We start from the raw sequence: 15,573 nt of genomic DNA on the forward strand, positions 1-15,573 counted from the left end.
GTATCCATGCCGTCTCCGGACTTTTTTATTTTGAAAGGAGTACCTGTTATGTGTGGACGTTATTATATTGATGACGAGACAGCCAGAGAAATTGAACGACTCGTCCGCCATCTCGATCAGAAATTAACCGGGGCTGGGAAAAGGGATGTCTTTCCATCCGGGCAGGCACCGGTCATTACCGGACGGGAGAATGAATTTGCGGCGGAACTTTTCACGTGGGGATTCCCGGGTTTCGGCAAGTCAAACCTGATTATCAATGCCCGTTCTGAGACTGCACTCGATAAAAAGACTTTCCGCGACAGCATCCAGTCAAGACGGTGTGCCATTCCTGCCGCCGGTTTTTACGAATGGAACAGTGAAAAGGAAAAATACACCTTCCGGAAACCGGATGGCAGGACTTGTTACCTTGCCGGTTTCTATAAAAAATTTGACAAGGGCGTACGCTTCGTCATCCTGACGACTGATGCGAATGATTCCATGAAAAACGTTCATGACCGGATGCCTCTGGTTTTAAATCAAGAAGAATTGGATGCATGGATTTTTGATGATTCGCAGACAGAACTGATTCTGCATAAAGTGCCGGGGCCGTTAAAGAAAGAAGCGGAATATGAACAGCAGACACTGCCTCTTTTATGATCTTTAAGGCGATTACAATGAATCGGCAAATATGTTTTAGTGCAATTTACACATTTCGCCTGATTTTAGGATATACCCGCTAATCTTGTTTTTTACAAAGGAGAATTTCACTATGGAACAAATGACATTATTTGATGACCGCAAACTGACGGCTCCCCTCGCCAGCCGGCTCCGCCCGGACTCTCTGGAAAATTTCGTAGGACAGGAGCACCTGCTTGGAAAGGGGAAGATGCTCAAGCAGCTCATCGAACGGGACCAGATTTCCTCCATGATATTCTGGGGGCCGCCGGGCGTCGGGAAAACCACCCTCGCCAGTATCATTGCCGGACAGACAAAGGCCGACTTTATCAATTTCAGTGCCGTCACGAGCGGGATCAAAGAAATCAAGGAAGTCATGAACCAGGCCGAGAACAGCCGGCGCATGGGGATCCGGACCGTCCTCTTTGTGGACGAGATCCACCGTTTCAATAAGGCACAGCAGGATGCATTTCTTCCTTTTGTAGAAAAAGGCAGCATCATCCTGATCGGCGCCACCACGGAAAATCCGTCCTTTGAGATCAATGCCGCCCTGCTCTCCCGCTGCCGTGTCTTCGTTTTGAAAGCACTGGAAGAAAAAGATCTGGTCAGGCTCCTGAACAATGCACTTTCCCATCCATCCGGTTTTGGCAGCCAGAACGTACAGATTTCTCCCAAACAGGTACAGGCAATCGCTGCATTTGCAAACGGAGACGCACGAACTGCGCTGAATACGCTGGAGATGGCAGTCATCAACGGAGAAATCAGTGCAGAAGGCATTACCGTAACAAACGAAGGCCTTGAACAGTGCATCAGCAGGAAATCCCTCCTCTACGACAAAAACGGCGAGGAACACTATAACCTGATCTCCGCGCTGCACAAATCCATGCGCAACAGCGATCCAGACGCCGCCATCTACTGGATGATGCGGATGCTGGAAGGTGGAGAAAACCCACTCTATATTGCAAGGCGCCTGATCCGCTTTGCCAGCGAGGACGTAGGGATGGCCGACAGCCATGCACTCCAGGTAGCCGTAGCCGCCTATCAGGCCTGCCACTTCCTCGGAATGCCGGAATGCGACGTCCACCTGACCCACGCCGTCACCTACCTCTCAATGGCCCCGAAATCCAACGCACTATACAAAGCCTGCGAAGACTGCAAAAAAGACGTCCGCGAACTCCGGGCCGAACCGGTCCCCCTCCAGATCCGGAACGCCCCCACCCGTCTGATGAAAGAACTAGAATATGGCAAAGGCTACGAATACGCACACGATACCGAAGAAAAACTAACACATATGCAGTGCATGCCGGACTCACTGAAAGACCGGGAATACTACCACCCTACCGGGCAGGGAGAAGAACAAAAAATAAAAGAACGCTTAAAAGAAATACAAACATGGAAATTGGGGACGTAGTAAACCTCAACTTTACTACGTCCCCAATTAACTTTTGTGGTGTCACTTTTTGGGATCTGCCCTGTCACTTTTTGACCTTTTCCCCATATATTGTGTCCCCATCCGAAACTTCATACCAATTATGCCCTTTCTTTTTTAAACAGTTTTATCAAAAAGCTGTTCTTCCCCTCTTTGTACTGATATGTTATCTCTCCGCCCAGTTTTTCTACGATTTTCCGGGCTATGGCGAGACCGAGGCCGGTACCTCCTTTTGAGGATCTTGCCTGGTCACCCCGTACGAATGGGTCGAACATGATTGTGTGGATTTCTTGTGCAATGGCTTCTCCGTCATCCTGAATCTGGATTTCTACTGTTTCACTGTTTTCTTTTACTGATACCCATGCACCCAGTCCGGTCTGGTTGTATTTTATGATGTTGCCGAGCAGATTTTCTATAACCCTTTTCGTTTCTTTCTGATCAATGCCGGCCCAGATCGGGGTTTCCGGGATTTCTATGTGCATTTCGATTCCTTTTGCTTCGAGGTCCTCGTAATATCCGGCGCATATGGTACGCAGCAACTCGCAGATATCTGTCTTTTTTATTTCAAATTCGTACTCGGGATTGTCCAGTTTCAACATTAGGAACATTTCATTTACAAGTTCGTCGACCCTGACTGCCTTTTTATCGATGGTCTGGTAGTATCCTCTCAAGTCTTCTTCCCTGATTAGTCCCTCCTCGAGCACATTTGCATAACTTTTAATAGTTGAGACAGGGGTCTTGATGTCGTGGGAAAGTTCCAGCAGCATCCGGTTCTTTTTTTCTTCCAGTACGCGTTTCTCTCTTTTTTCATTCTCCAGCCATTCGGTCATGATGTTGAAGCTGTCGCGGATTTCCTCGAATTCCTTCTGCGCCCGGAAATCCAGACGCACCTGGTCGACACCGTGGTTGATGACCTGTTCCATCCCACCCGTGATCTCGCTGAGTGGTTTTTTTATTTTTCGGGACAGATAGCGGCTCATCAGGTAACAATTTCCAAAGAAGAACAATGTAAACACGACGAAAAATACAGCTACGATCCTTTGCCCTGCACCGCTGCCTGCTGCATTATAGTTATATGACAGGCTCAGTATATTTCTTTCTGCTTTTACGAAATAGTAATACTTCTCCCCGTCCAGTTTTATGGTATTGATAAACCCGCGGTACCGGGCGGCCGGTGTATCCGTGTCTACCATGTTGTCTGTGACCAGGTATTCATAAATCTCATCCTGAGTATAAGACTGCGGCTTATCCTGCTTCTGCCCGTACACCTCCAGTATATGATAGTCTTCATCCAGCTTTTCGATCCACATACCGTTTCGTTCCAAAGAGCCTAAGTCTTTCACCTGCCCATTCTCATCTACCATGTCATAAGGCGCAAGCGACTCAATAGTCCCACCGCCGAGGGACAGCAGAACTCCGAACAGGCACACATACAGTCCTGCCACCAGCAGGACGGCAAATAAAATATAACTCGTTACCAGCTGTCTGAAGACACTTCCCTGTTTCTTCCTCTGCTTCATTTTGTTTCCCTTTCTATCTTATATCCAAGCCCCTTCACCGTTTTAATCAGTGTTTCCTGTCCCGACGGCTGGTCAAGTTTACTCCTCAGATTGCTGATATGTACCATGACCGTGTTGTCATCACCAGCATAATCTTCCTCCCACACCTGTTCGAAGATCTGCTGTCTTGTAAAAATCCTTCCGGGATTACTAAGAAAGAGCCTGAGTATTTTAAATTCCGTGGATGTCAGCTCCAGCGCCTTCCCGTCAAGCGTCACAACACCTTCTCCGGCATTCAGAACTACCCCCTTCGCCTGCAGAATATCCGGCTTCTTTGCCGTATCTTCATGGTAATCATAATTCCGCCTAAGCTGCGCCTTTATCCTTGCCACCACTTCCAGTGGATTATAAGGTTTCGTCACATAATCATCGGCCCCCAGCTCCAGCCCAAGTATTTTGTCATAGTCCTCGCTCTTCGCAGTCAGCATAATCGCAGGGATTTTGCTCGTTTCCCTGATTTTCCGCAGCACTGAAAAACCATCAAGCCCGGGCATCATGATATCCAGAAGCGCCAGATGGATTCCCCCTGTGCGGAAAATCTCCATCGCCTCGATTCCGTCCTTCGCCTTTCTGATCCGGATATTCTCCCTGCCCAGATACAGCTCCAGTACATCTAAAAGCTCAATCTCATCATCTGCTGCCAAAATCGTGTATTCCATTGCATCCTCCCCCGGACCATATCCGCCCTCTCCTCTTATTTTACTGCACTGACGGCCTCATCCAGCATCTCGTCCAGACTCTTGGAAAAATCCATCGTTTCCTTCCAGTCCGGGGAGAGCTGATCGAGAATCAGACACTTTGCCATCCCGATCCGGTAATACTTTCCGCGTCCGTCCTCATATTTATCCAGTGTTTCCAGATACCGCTCCTTGTATGTCTGGCCGCCTTTGTCACTGCCATTTTCTGCCTTCAAAACAATTCCTTCTACATAATACGCAGTCCCTTCGGTCAATTCACAGCGCCGCTCGGCATCAGCCGCTTCCTGCGTCATCTTTTCCCTGCGTCCGTCTTCAAGCTTCCTATATTCTAATACAGCATTCCTGACTTCGTCAATCTTTCCTTTTTCCATTGCACTTCCGGTCACGATCTTCTTAAGAAGCCTCATCTCCTGTTCAAGCTCTTTTTTCACATCCTTTTTCTGGTCCACTTCCTTTTTAAAGAAATCCTCCTCCGTTTCTCCTGCCTGACCGGAAGCCGTCTCCATATCCTCCGTGAAATCCTCGGGCGTCATTCGTTCCCCCATTATCTGGTGGCTGCTAAGCTGCCATGCATGAAACGCCTCATGCCAGATCGTGGCAGTCTGTTCTTCTTCCCCGTATCCGCTGCCCGAAGCCATCCCTTCCACACCGCCTGCAAGAGACAGCAGGCTTTCAAACCGCTTCATCGTCGGGATGATGACTTCAAAATGGTCCCCCACCGGATAGGCGGTCCCGGCAAATGTCTCCAGAACCGGCTCTCTTTTTTCGATTTCCCCATTGTAGAATACATAGTCATGTTTTCCATCATACATCGCAACCGGATAATCTTCCAGTTTAAAATCCTGAAATCCAATCTCATCCACAACCGGCTGCAGACTCGCAGCTTCTTCATATATTTTCTTATCCTCGCTGGCAATTCCTGTGTTTCCCGTCAGAATCCAGCCTGCAAGAAGCGCCGCCCCTGACAGTACCGCCGCCCCCTTACACAGGAGCTGTTTTCCTGACAGCACAGTTTTTGTTTTCTTCATCCCTACGCCTCCTTCCTGCGGAGCACAAATAAGAGCAGGCCGCACACATACAGTACAAGAAGTCCCCCCAGTATACTGTGTATCTGAACCGTTTTCCCTGACAGCAGGTTCGCTGCCTGCGATTCTGCCGCATACAGGTCAGGTACAATAAATAAGATAGCCCTGACAAGCTGTCTGGACACCCCTGACACAATCCCGGATACCGTCTCCAGAATCGGGTGCATCGTCCCTGCCAGCATAAACGCCGCGCAGAGCACCCCCGCCGCCATCGAGGGGAGCACCAGGCTGACCGCACTGGTAAACAGGCTGACTGCCGCCGTACTCACCGAAAAAATAAGAAATGCCGGAACTCCTTTTGCCAAGACGCCAGTCTCCCCTCTCACTGCCGCAAATATCATCACGCCCGCATACAGGATAAACAGTGCACCGACTGAACTGACGATATTCGCCAGTGCCAGCTGTCCGTGGTACTTCCACTGGCTGACGCCGCGGATCCAGACAAGGTGGCTCGTTTTCCGCTCATATTCATTGGGAATCGTCCGCAGGCTGAGCGCAATCGCAATTCCGCCGCCGAGCACGGAAATGACATTCATAACAAGCGGCATGACCATCTGAAACTCCGTCACCGATACCCCGTTTATTGACAGCGTGGCCGCGCCGCTCATGCACATCATGACGATCAATATTCCAATCATAATCACAACATAGATATCCTTTCTCCTGATCCGTTCCCGCAAAGCATTTTTCATAATTCCCATCTCTACATTCCTCCGATTTTCTCTACAAAAATTTCTTCCAGACTTCTGTTTTCTTTCCCTTTTTCCCACTCATAGAGCAGGTTTCCTTTTTTAATAATAATCCCCCTGTCGCAGACCCGCTCGATATCACCGAGGATATGGGAATTGATGATAATCGTCTTGCCGTCCTCCTTAAGGCTCCTGATCGTCTGCATCATTTCCACGCGTCCCAGAGCATCCAGCCCTGCCGACGGTTCATCCAGAATCAGAAGTTTTGGGTCCCCGAGCAAAGCCTGCGCCAGCGCCAGACGCTGCAGCATTCCTTTGGAATAATTCTTAACCTTCGTCCTGCTGTCCTCCAGTCCTGCCCGATCAAGCAGTGCCGGAATCTGCTCTTTCAGTTCTTTCTTCGGAATATTCTGGAGGCTCCCGTAGAATTCCAACACCTCCCTGCCATTCAGAAACGGATGGAAGTATGGTGTTTCCGGGGAATACCCGATTCTGATATTCTCCTGCTTTTCTACGTCTCCCCCGTCTTTGGGAATCAGTCCCAGAATCATTTTAATCGTTGTCGTCTTCCCTGCCCCGTTGCTTCCCAGCAGGGCAAACGCCTCACCTTCCTGCACTGCAAAACTTAAGCCATTCACAACACATTGCTTCTGGTATATTTTTTTCAGATTTCTGCATGATAACATGTTCATAAACATTCTCTCCTTCTCTTAAGATGCTTTTATTGTAGTTCATTTACTTTAAGTGAAAATAAATCCAACCTAAAGATCACCTTAAGATACTGTTTTTCCCGGCATATTTCTTCACGCCCGCGCAATATACTGTAAAAACACCATCGAAAGAGGCCGCCATGCAGACCATATCCACAAACATATGCCAGCGCACCATGTATTCACGAGGCATCCCCGTCTTCCAATACAAAATCAGCTATCCCTGTTTCCACACCACATATAATATCGCCGCAGCGAGGAAAATCAATCAGTACTATTCTCAGTATGCACGTAAAACAGAGGAGTACTGCCGCACAATCCTGTTTCCACAGGCCGCGGATAATGCAAAATATATCCCTGATAACCAGCCGCCTTTTAACAGTTACCAGTTCCTGTCCGAGTACCAGACCACCTGTAACCGGGACTGCATCGTCAGCCTGTACACCGACAGGTACGAGTATCTGGGCGGCGCACACGGCTCCACAACGCGCCTGTCCGATACATGGAACTTTAAGACCTGTACCAGACTTACACTGGAACAGTTTTTTCCCTCCGATCCTTCTTTTACCCAAGCAATTTTTCAGGAGATCGAATCCCAGATATCCGGACGCCAAAAAGAGACCCCGTCCTCTTATTTCGACGATTACGCGGTCCTGCTTCGGAAAAACTTCCATCCGGAAAATTATTATCTGGATGACAATGGGATTGTTATCTATTACCAGCAGTATGATATTGCCCCCTATTCCACTGGAATACCAACGTTTTCCATCCCCTTTCAGGAAAACTTTCCCACTTGTGCATAGAACATACGTTCTGATATAATCAGTTTAAAGCCCAAAAACGGTAAAAGGGAGGTGCAACGCCATGCAGCCAGTCATCTATCACGTCGATGTAAACAATGCCTATCTTTCCTGGGAGGCCGCCTACCGCATCCACCATCTGGGTGGTACGCTGGACCTGCGCACGATTCCCTCTGCCATTTCCGGAGATGCGGCCGCAAGGCACGGCATCATCCTTGCGAAAAGCATCCCGGCCAAACAATACGGCATCCGCACGGGAGAGACTATTCTGGAGGCCCGGCAGAAATATCCCGCCCTTTACATGGCGCCGCCCAATTACGGGCTGTATCAGAAATGCTCCGACGCCTTTATGAAAATTTTGAAGGAATACACACCCACTGTGGAACAGTACAGCATCGATGAGGCGTTTATGGACATGACGGAAACGGTCAGTCTCTTCGGCACTCCGCTTGATACGGCACTGCATATCCAGTCCCGCATCAGAAATGAACTCGGCTTCACGGTCAATATCGGGATTTCCTGTAATAAGCTGCTCGCAAAGATGGCCAGTGAAATGCAGAAGCCCGACAGGGTGCACACACTCTTTCCCGAAGAAATCCCAGATAAAATGTGGCCCCTGCCTGTGTCAGACCTCTTTTTTGCAGGAAGGGCAACCACCGCAAAGCTGTTTCGTCTCGGAATCCATACGATCGGCGAGCTTGCACAAAGTGACCCTGATCTTCTCTCCCTCCACTTAAAAAAGCACGGGAAGACCATCTGGGCCTTTGCCAACGGCCTCGACAGCTCCCCCGTGGAGCCTGCGCCGCCTCCCCAGAAAGGATACGGCAATTCCACAACGATCGCTTTCGATGTAGAGGATGCCAATACAGCCCGCCTCGTGCTCCTCGGTCTGGCCGAAACAGTCGGGACGAGACTGCGGGAGGATGGCATGCAGGCCGAATTAATGTCGGTCGGTATCAAGAGTTACGACTTAAGCTATGCCAGCCATCAGATGATTCTGAAGAGTCCGACGAATATTACGACCGAACTCTACCGCTGCGCCTGCCGGCTCTTTGACCAGCTCTGGGATCAAAAAACACCGATCCGGCATCTCGGAATCCATACCGGCCGGCTTCATGAAGGGGGCACGCTCAGGCAGATGAGTCTGTTTGATACGACAGATTATGCGAAACTAGAACAATTAGACAGGACGATAGATTCTATCCGGAAAAGATACGGGATTGATTCCGTCAGGCGGGCCGCGTTTCTCGATGTGCCCCTCGATCATATGGAAGGAGGAGTCTCCCGCGAAAAACGAAGCGTGGACTACTCCCGCCTGTTGATCGAGTAGATTACGCCGGATACAGATAAAAAGACAGATCAGATAAGGAGGTGTATCATCATGGGTATGGGCATTGGCATCAACGTCCATTCACCGGATGCAGGTAAAATCAAGGGACATCAGGAGCCCGTCGCGTGCGGGGTCTGGTATACAAGCACAGGGACGGCCATTCCTAAGATGATAAAATTTCAGGATGCGGATGGTCACATCCGCACCCTGTCAAACCTGCATGTCCGTACTTTTGAAAAAAAGAATTACTGCGGCATCCCTACTCTGGAATACGAATGCGATGCCGTAGTAAACTCCCGCAAATATATCTTTCATTTACTATATTATGTAGAGCACCAGAAATGGACCGTACTCTGGAAATCACAGAGTTTCTTTAACGGCTAATCCTGATTCTGCCGGTAAACCCGTGCGAACTCCCTCACATGTGCCTCGAGTACGTTCAGTGCCTCCTCTTCCTTTTCAGGTTCCTGATCATACTTGTTCAGCAGGAAGAAAATCGGTGCATAAAAATGAAGTGCCATTACCTCCGGGGAACTGCTCCTGAATATCCCCTGCCGGCACATTTCTTCGAACAGAGCTGCCTGGTATGTGATGCCTGCCTCCATGAAAATCTGCCTGTATACCTCATAGATTTCTCTGTCCCGGTACTGTTCGATCGTCAGCATCCTGCGGAAACGGGCGGCAAACTCATCCTTCAGGTAAAACAGGAAAATCTTCTTACTCAGGTCAAGCAGGTCCCCGAGCGTCAGCGCTCCGTATAAGGCAGCCGCAGACTCCATCCCGGCCTCATCCGGCAGACCATACCCCAGTGACATCTGCTCCATGCGGGTGGACATCTCCTGTACGATCGTGTCAAAGATTTCCTTCTTGCTTTTAAAATGTTTATAAAGCGAACTGTCCTTAATCCCAACCGCATCCGCAATATTTTTCACACTGGTCCCCTGATACCCGTTCTCCGCAAACAGGGTCAGTGCCTTTTCTATAATCAGTTCCTTTGTCGTCATATGTAATCCTCTCTGTTACGCATCCCTCTCTGATTCGGATACCAGCGCCCTTACCGCCTTTTCCTGCCCGAACAACACGCATCCCCCACTGTGTTCCCCTGTCAGGAATTCTCCATCCCGCAGCTTCACGAACAGCCGGGACTTCAATGCCTCACGCAGTCTGGTTTCTTTCAGACTGGTATCGGAAAACGGTGAGAACGGGCAGGGCTCCGCACCTCCATTTGCATTGATATGGAAAAATCCCCTTCCTGCTGCCAGACATCCGCCGGATGCCTTCTCATCCCCTGGGAACGAAATATAAAGCATCGCCTGTTTTTTCTCCCGCAGCTTCCTGAGCCTTTGTTCCATTCTGGCACGGTCTTCTTCATCCGGCGCAAGCCCCTGTGTCATTGGATCCGCCGGCACATACTCCACATAAACCACCGCCTTACATCCAGCCCCTGCCAGCCGGCATGTAAATTCATCCGAAGTCACTTCGTCCAGATTTTCCTTCGTCACCGTAATCGAGGTTCCGAACAGAATCCCCTTTTCCCTCATGCATTCCATCGTCCCCATTAATGTATGGTATACCCCTGCCCCTCTTCTGTCATCCGTCCTCTGCTGATTCCCTTCCATGCTGAAAACCGGAATCAGGTTCCTATGATCTGAAAAAAGCTTTACATAATCCTGATCCATAAGCGTCCCGTTCGTAAATACAGGAAACAGTATCCGCTTGTGCCGGGCCGCCGTCTCAATCACATCCCGCCTGACAAGGGGTTCACCGCCCGCGAGCAGTATGAATCCGATTCCAAGTTCCTCCGCCTGCGAAAAAATATCTCCCCACTGCTCTTTGTCAAGCTGTCCGTTCCGTTCAAACTCCCCGCATGACTCATTCGCCCTTGCATAGCATCCTTTACAGTGCAGGTTGCACTGGCTGGTAATACTCGCAATCAAAAAGGGCGGAATATGTTCTCCCCGCGCCTCCGCTTCCCTGCGCAGTTCTCTGGCCTCCTTCGCTGCTTTCGAATACTGTATCATAAATGCACTTTCCCCTGGATTACTCAAAGAGGCCTTCAGAATCCCTTTTATAATACGGTCCGTACCCCTGCTTAAATACTCTTCTAATTGAAATGACTGCATATCCGCCTTCTTTCCGTGATATTCGATGGCCATACATCTTATTCACTGTCTCTACCAAATAGTATCAGGCTAGTAACCACTAGCTTATATACACAGTATAGCTAGTGATTACTAGCCTGTCAAGAAAGAAATCTATTAAAAACCTTTATAAATCGCAGATACCGTCCGTGTTCTCCTTGACATTTTAAACTGTTACTGCTATTATTACAGTATAAACTGTAATAATTAAAGTTGCAGTAAAAACATTTTCCTGCAGGTATCCAGTAAGCCTGATCACAGGCATACATTACAGAAAGTGAGGGGACACCATGAACAGTGAATTTATCGTAGCCGTACATGCTATGGTTTTTCTCCACCATAAAACCGGGACCATCTCCAGTGAAGTACTCGCACAGAATATCTGTACAAACCCGGTGCGGGTACGGCGTGTTATGGCGAAGTTGAAAAAGGCCGGACTGGCAGAGACACACGAGGGCCGGGCAAACGGAGGCTACGCTTATTACAAATCCAAAACAGTGACTCTGGGCGATATCAGCAGGGCTCTGGACGTGCAGTTTGCAGACTCGTCGTGGCACAGCGGGGACAGGGACAACGAATGTATGATCGCGTCAGGAATGTCAGACTATATGGACTCTTTATACGGAAAATTAAATGAGATGTGCAGTGACTATCTGAATACAATCACAATTGCTGATGTGGAAGAATATCTGAAAAAGAAAAAAGATCCTGTGCACACCCAAAACAGTGCACAGGATCCACATCTTTCATCAGTCACGATGGTAAATATCATGCAGCTTTGCATATAACGGGGCCAGTTTTCCATATATGTTCTGAAAAACATCTTGGTATAGTTCATAATAAATCTGGTGCTGGCCCATATCAGGTTCGAATGTATCCTTCAGATGCACCATCGCCTCCTGTGCCTCCTGATAGTTCTGAAATACTCCCAGGCCCACAAAGGCCGCCATTGCGCTCCCGATTCCGGTGGCCTCATGGGTAACCGTTCTCTTTACGGGTATCCCGAACATATCCGCCGTAATCTGGCATATCTCATCGCTCTGCGAGCCGCCCCCGGCAAGCCGGATCTCCTCGAATGCATGGCCGGAGCGCTTTTCTAAAAGCTTCATTCCTTCGATAAGTGCAAAGTTGATTCCCTCGATAATCGCCCGGTAAATATGGATTCTGGTATGCTGGTCCGAAAATCCGATGATCGCCCCTCTCGCCGATGGCATCGTAACATTCGGGGTAAAATACGGCTGGAACAAAAGCCCGTCGCAGCCTGCCGGAATCTCTTTTAAGCGCTTATTCAGCAGTTCCTCGGCCGATGTCCCCTGCAGCTTTGCCTGCTCCACCTCTTTTTCCGCAAACTCCTTTTTAAACCATGATATCAGCCAGTACCCTCTGAAAATCTCGATCTCCGGGTTGAAAAATCCCGGTATAACGGATGGGTATGGCGGGATAAACCGCTCCGGCTCCAGATACCGCTCTATATTAAATGTAATCGTGGCGGTCGTTCCGAATCCGATTGCCGCCTTCTCCTTCGACGTACAGCCCAGCCCCAGAATCTCACACGCTTTATCGGCACCTGAGGCAAGGACTGGAAGGCCCTCTTTTAACCCGGTATCCTCTGCCGCCTGTCTGGTAATCTTCCCCAGAAGCTCACCGGATTCCTTCACCTCACAGAGTTTATCCGGCTCCACATCAAACACCGGCCGGGTCAGGGCGCCTTTGTTCTGCCACCCCCGGCTCTGGCAGTCGATCGGCAGCCTTCCGACCAGGCTGGCCGCCGCATCCGCCATATTCCCTGTCAGCTTGAACGTCAGAAATCCGCTTAACAGCAGATATTTATAGGTTCTCTTCCAGATATCAGGCTCTTTCTGCATAATCCAGTTGCAGTGCGCCTTCCTGAACTGCATTTTCGCAGTCTCTTCCATTCCGACTGCCTTCAGCATCATACGCGTTACTTGGGAAAACTTCGGGGCCCCGTCTGCTTTCCGTTTGTCCAGCCAGATAATTGCGGGACGTAATGGAATTCCGTTCTCATCCACGCAGATGACCGTATCCCTGATCGTCGTGACGGAGACAGCCTCAATCCTGTCCCACAGCCCGTCTTCAGCCGACGACTTTAACTCCTGGGCCGCCTCACAGATATTCCTGTAGTAAAACAAGGCATCCTGCTCCGCCTGGTCCGCATCTTTTGAGAAATACGGCGGATCATGTTTTTTCTGTCCTTTTCCCAGTATGTCTCCCCGGTTATTGATTAATAAGGCACGGGAGCTCTGTGTCCCCACATCAAATGTCAGGACAATCCTTTCTTCGACCTCTTTCATGGCAATTCCTCACTGAATGTCCTCTCTCAAAAACCGTTTTTCCTCTTCCTTCAGGTCCAGTCCCAGCGTACCGCCCGGATTCATGTTATATCCCGGGTCAAAATAATTTTTCAGGGCACGGATCATGCCGTATTCCGTTCTGCCGATCTGCCCCTCCAGCCACGGTGCGAACATTTTGCCGATGCCGTGGTGATGGCTCAGCGCCGCCCCGGACTTCTGGATTGCATCCAGAATGGTGCTGTGGTATTTCCTGAATTCCTCCGCATCATCCATCCTTGTGATAAAAATGAAGTACAGGTTTGCACCCTGCGGATAGCAGTGTGACATATGCGTCGTGACAATCGTATTCGGCAGTGCATGGCAGACCTTACGCACCTCCTCGTGTACCTTGCCCATGTTGGACCAGTTCACGGAACACTCAAGAGTATCGGTCATAATTCCAAAGTCCAGAAGGGTATCTCTCAGATACGGGTCTGTGAAACGCCCTTTTTCCCAGCTCTTTGTCACAAATGAGGTCAGGCTCATGCCTCCGTATTCTTTGGCAATCCTGCGGATATTGCGGGCCACATTTTCAGAAAACCCTTTCTCCCCGTCCGTGAAACCAAGGAACAGGCATCTCTCCATATCCCGGTATCCTCTTGCATCCAGAAGCTTCCAAAGCGGAGTTTCATCCACATTATAAAGACGCAGCATCAGGTCCGTTTCCTCCGGGTCAGACAGGCGGAATACGGAAGAAAATCCCGCTTCACACTGCATCATCTCACGTGCCGCCTCCTGCGCGGTCTTCCAGTCTTTAAAAATATAGGAAAACCTCTGCCTGTTCTGCGGCATATAGCGGAATACTTTTAGTGTCACCTCTGTAAGTACACCAAAGGTTCCCTCACTTCCCATCATAATCTGGTTCAAATTCGGGCCGGTCGCCTCCCTCGGGTAATGGCTGGTCTGGATATTTCCAATCGGTGTGGCATACTTCTGTGACATAACAATATCTGTGATACAGCCATAATAGGTACTGTTCTGTCCGGCTCCCCTCGTTACGACCCAGCCTCCCACACTGCTATATTCAAAGGACTGAGGGAAATGGCCGCAGGTGTAGGCTCTTTTTGACCCCATAAGCTGCGGTGCATGGTTCAGGGCACGCTCCAGTTTTGGACCCGACATGCCACTCTGTACAGTAATTGTCTGGTCGGTTTCATTAAAAGAAACGATCTTATTATACCGTTTCCTCATATCCAGGGAAATCCCGCCCTTTACCGGTTCCACACCGCGCGTCACACTGCTTCCCCCGCCGTATACATAAAGAGGGATGCCGTGTTTTGTACTGTACGCCACGATTTCTTCGATCTGTTTCGTCGTTCCCGGATATACAACCACATCCGGCAGATTCTCGATGATCCGCTGGCGGAGTCTGGCCGCATCATACCCCGTCTTGCCGTAAGCAACAGCGAGTCTCGGATAATCCTCTGTCGTAACAAACTCATCCCCGACAATCTTTTTCAATGCCTCAATATGCTCCGGGGCAAGATTGCACGGTGCATCCAGCTTCACCGGGTCCATCCCGATATCGCCGTCATAGGACCTGAAATCCTCGTCTGTCATATTGAATTTTTCCTTCATCATCTTATATAAGGATTCCTTCGGGTATTTCACATACTCCGGGTCCCCCCAGCGGAAAATAGACCGGTAGCTATCTTTCGGTGCAGGTGTTTTCACCCATTTCGGTTCAAAATCTTTATACGGTTTATTGCTCATAATTCATCTTCTCCCTTCTGACATCCATTGCTGTACTTCTAAGAAACACTTTCTGCGTTCTCATACTCTTTTAATATATCACTTGTTACAATCACATCCACGCCCAGTCCGAGGACATTTTCGATGACAGGCTCCCCTGTTCCACATATCCTGTCAACCGTCACCTGATTGATCTGGTTCATCACGTCAAATATCCGTTCCTTTGGTATCTCCGCAGACACCCTCACCGGAATCACCGGAACCCCGGCAAATATGGTGCGGATCGTGGAACAGATCGTCCGCATGGGATGGGTCATTTCCTCCACTGCAAATGCTTCCCCCCGTTTACACTGGTTCCCGCTGACTTCCCACACACCATCCTTCTTTTCCACTTTCAGGCTGCACCCGTTGGGGCAGACAATACAAGTCATCTCT

Annotated in this window: 16 protein-coding genes; 6 read left to right on the forward strand and 10 right to left on the reverse strand. The window is 49.5% G+C overall.

Annotated elements, in window-relative coordinates; genetic code table 11:
* The first annotated feature begins 48 nt into the window (after positions 1-48).
* Positions 49-636 carry an SOS response-associated peptidase gene (locus tag DWX43_RS14915; RefSeq protein WP_118620840.1) on the forward strand — a complete coding sequence of 196 codons (588 nt, stop codon included), beginning with the start codon at positions 49-51 and terminating at the stop codon, positions 634-636.
* Between the two features lie 112 nt (positions 637-748).
* Complete coding sequence (locus DWX43_RS14920) at positions 749-2,065, forward strand: replication-associated recombination protein A (protein WP_118620841.1); 1,317 nt, start codon at positions 749-751, stop codon at positions 2,063-2,065.
* A gap of 119 nt (positions 2,066-2,184) precedes the next feature.
* Here the strand turns inward: DWX43_RS14920 and DWX43_RS14925 are convergent, their stop codons facing one another.
* Genes DWX43_RS14925 through DWX43_RS14945 form a run of 5 tightly spaced genes read right to left on the reverse strand, consistent with a single transcriptional unit; the run spans position 2,185 to position 6,806 of the window.
* On the reverse strand, positions 2,185-3,603 hold the full coding sequence (locus DWX43_RS14925) for a HAMP domain-containing sensor histidine kinase (RefSeq protein ID WP_118620842.1): 1,419 nt from the start codon (positions 3,601-3,603) through the stop codon (positions 2,185-2,187).
* Positions 3,600-4,301 carry a response regulator transcription factor gene (locus DWX43_RS14930; RefSeq protein ID WP_109732084.1) on the reverse strand — a complete coding sequence of 234 codons (702 nt, stop codon included), beginning with the start codon at positions 4,299-4,301 and terminating at the stop codon, positions 3,600-3,602. The genes DWX43_RS14925 and DWX43_RS14930 overlap by 4 nt, the downstream gene beginning before the upstream one ends.
* Before the next feature lie 35 nt (positions 4,302-4,336).
* Positions 4,337-5,368 carry a hypothetical protein gene (locus tag DWX43_RS14935; RefSeq protein WP_118620843.1) on the reverse strand — a complete coding sequence of 344 codons (1,032 nt, stop codon included), beginning with the start codon at positions 5,366-5,368 and terminating at the stop codon, positions 4,337-4,339.
* Positions 5,369-5,370: 2 nt separating this feature from the next.
* The gene (locus DWX43_RS14940) at positions 5,371-6,126 is read right to left on the reverse strand and encodes a hypothetical protein (RefSeq protein WP_109732082.1); all 756 of its coding nucleotides are present in this window, start codon (positions 6,124-6,126) and stop codon (positions 5,371-5,373) included.
* Positions 6,127-6,128: 2 nt separating this feature from the next.
* Positions 6,129-6,806 (reverse strand): ABC transporter ATP-binding protein, encoded by a 678-nt coding sequence (locus DWX43_RS14945; RefSeq protein ID WP_181368749.1) that lies wholly within the window; start codon positions 6,804-6,806, stop codon positions 6,129-6,131.
* A 158-nt stretch (positions 6,807-6,964) separates the two neighbouring features.
* Here DWX43_RS14945 and DWX43_RS14950 point away from each other — a divergent pair, with 158 nt between their 5' ends.
* The 3 genes from DWX43_RS14950 to DWX43_RS14960 all read left to right on the forward strand — a co-directional run bounded on the left by DWX43_RS14950 (position 6,965) and on the right by DWX43_RS14960 (position 9,338).
* Positions 6,965-7,627: a DUF3298 and DUF4163 domain-containing protein gene (locus DWX43_RS14950; protein ID WP_109732080.1), complete on the forward strand. Its 663-nt coding sequence runs from the start codon at positions 6,965-6,967 to the stop codon at positions 7,625-7,627.
* Positions 7,628-7,688: 61 nt separating this feature from the next.
* Complete coding sequence (locus DWX43_RS14955) at positions 7,689-8,954, forward strand: DNA polymerase IV (RefSeq protein ID WP_109732079.1); 1,266 nt, start codon at positions 7,689-7,691, stop codon at positions 8,952-8,954.
* A 51-nt stretch (positions 8,955-9,005) separates the two neighbouring features.
* The gene (locus DWX43_RS14960) at positions 9,006-9,338 is read left to right on the forward strand and encodes a hypothetical protein (protein WP_109732078.1); all 333 of its coding nucleotides are present in this window, start codon (positions 9,006-9,008) and stop codon (positions 9,336-9,338) included.
* Here the strand turns inward: DWX43_RS14960 and DWX43_RS14965 are convergent.
* Both DWX43_RS14965 and DWX43_RS14970 read right to left on the reverse strand, forming a co-directional pair.
* Positions 9,335-9,958, reverse strand: a complete 624-nt coding sequence (locus DWX43_RS14965) for a TetR/AcrR family transcriptional regulator (protein ID WP_109732077.1) — start codon at positions 9,956-9,958, stop codon at positions 9,335-9,337. The two genes, DWX43_RS14960 and DWX43_RS14965, sit on opposite strands and share 4 nt — an antisense overlap.
* Before the next feature lie 15 nt (positions 9,959-9,973).
* Positions 9,974-11,077: a radical SAM protein gene (locus tag DWX43_RS14970; RefSeq protein ID WP_109732188.1), complete on the reverse strand. Its 1,104-nt coding sequence runs from the start codon at positions 11,075-11,077 to the stop codon at positions 9,974-9,976.
* A 308-nt stretch (positions 11,078-11,385) separates the two neighbouring features.
* Between DWX43_RS14970 and DWX43_RS14975 the strand changes: the two genes are divergently transcribed.
* Positions 11,386-11,883 (forward strand): Rrf2 family transcriptional regulator, encoded by a 498-nt coding sequence (locus DWX43_RS14975; protein ID WP_118620844.1) that lies wholly within the window; start codon positions 11,386-11,388, stop codon positions 11,881-11,883.
* Here DWX43_RS14975 and DWX43_RS14980 read toward each other — a convergent pair.
* From DWX43_RS14980 to DWX43_RS14990, 3 genes are read right to left on the reverse strand one after another with little or no spacing between them, the layout of a single operon-like run.
* The gene (locus tag DWX43_RS14980; protein ID WP_118620845.1) at positions 11,845-13,407 is read right to left on the reverse strand and encodes an FGGY-family carbohydrate kinase; all 1,563 of its coding nucleotides are present in this window, start codon (positions 13,405-13,407) and stop codon (positions 11,845-11,847) included. The genes DWX43_RS14975 and DWX43_RS14980 overlap by 39 nt on opposite strands.
* Before the next feature lie 9 nt (positions 13,408-13,416).
* Positions 13,417-15,159 carry an FAD-binding oxidoreductase gene (locus tag DWX43_RS14985; RefSeq protein WP_118620846.1) on the reverse strand — a complete coding sequence of 581 codons (1,743 nt, stop codon included), beginning with the start codon at positions 15,157-15,159 and terminating at the stop codon, positions 13,417-13,419.
* A 38-nt stretch (positions 15,160-15,197) separates the two neighbouring features.
* A complete protein-coding gene (locus DWX43_RS14990) occupies positions 15,198-15,569 on the reverse strand; it encodes a DUF1667 domain-containing protein (protein WP_243099323.1) in 372 nt (123 codons plus the stop codon).
* Between the last annotated feature and the right edge of the window lie 4 nt (positions 15,570-15,573).

The organism is Clostridium sp. AF19-22AC, assembly GCF_003479085.1.
Lineage (GTDB): Bacteria > Bacillota > Clostridia > Lachnospirales > Lachnospiraceae > Faecalicatena_A > Faecalicatena_A orotica.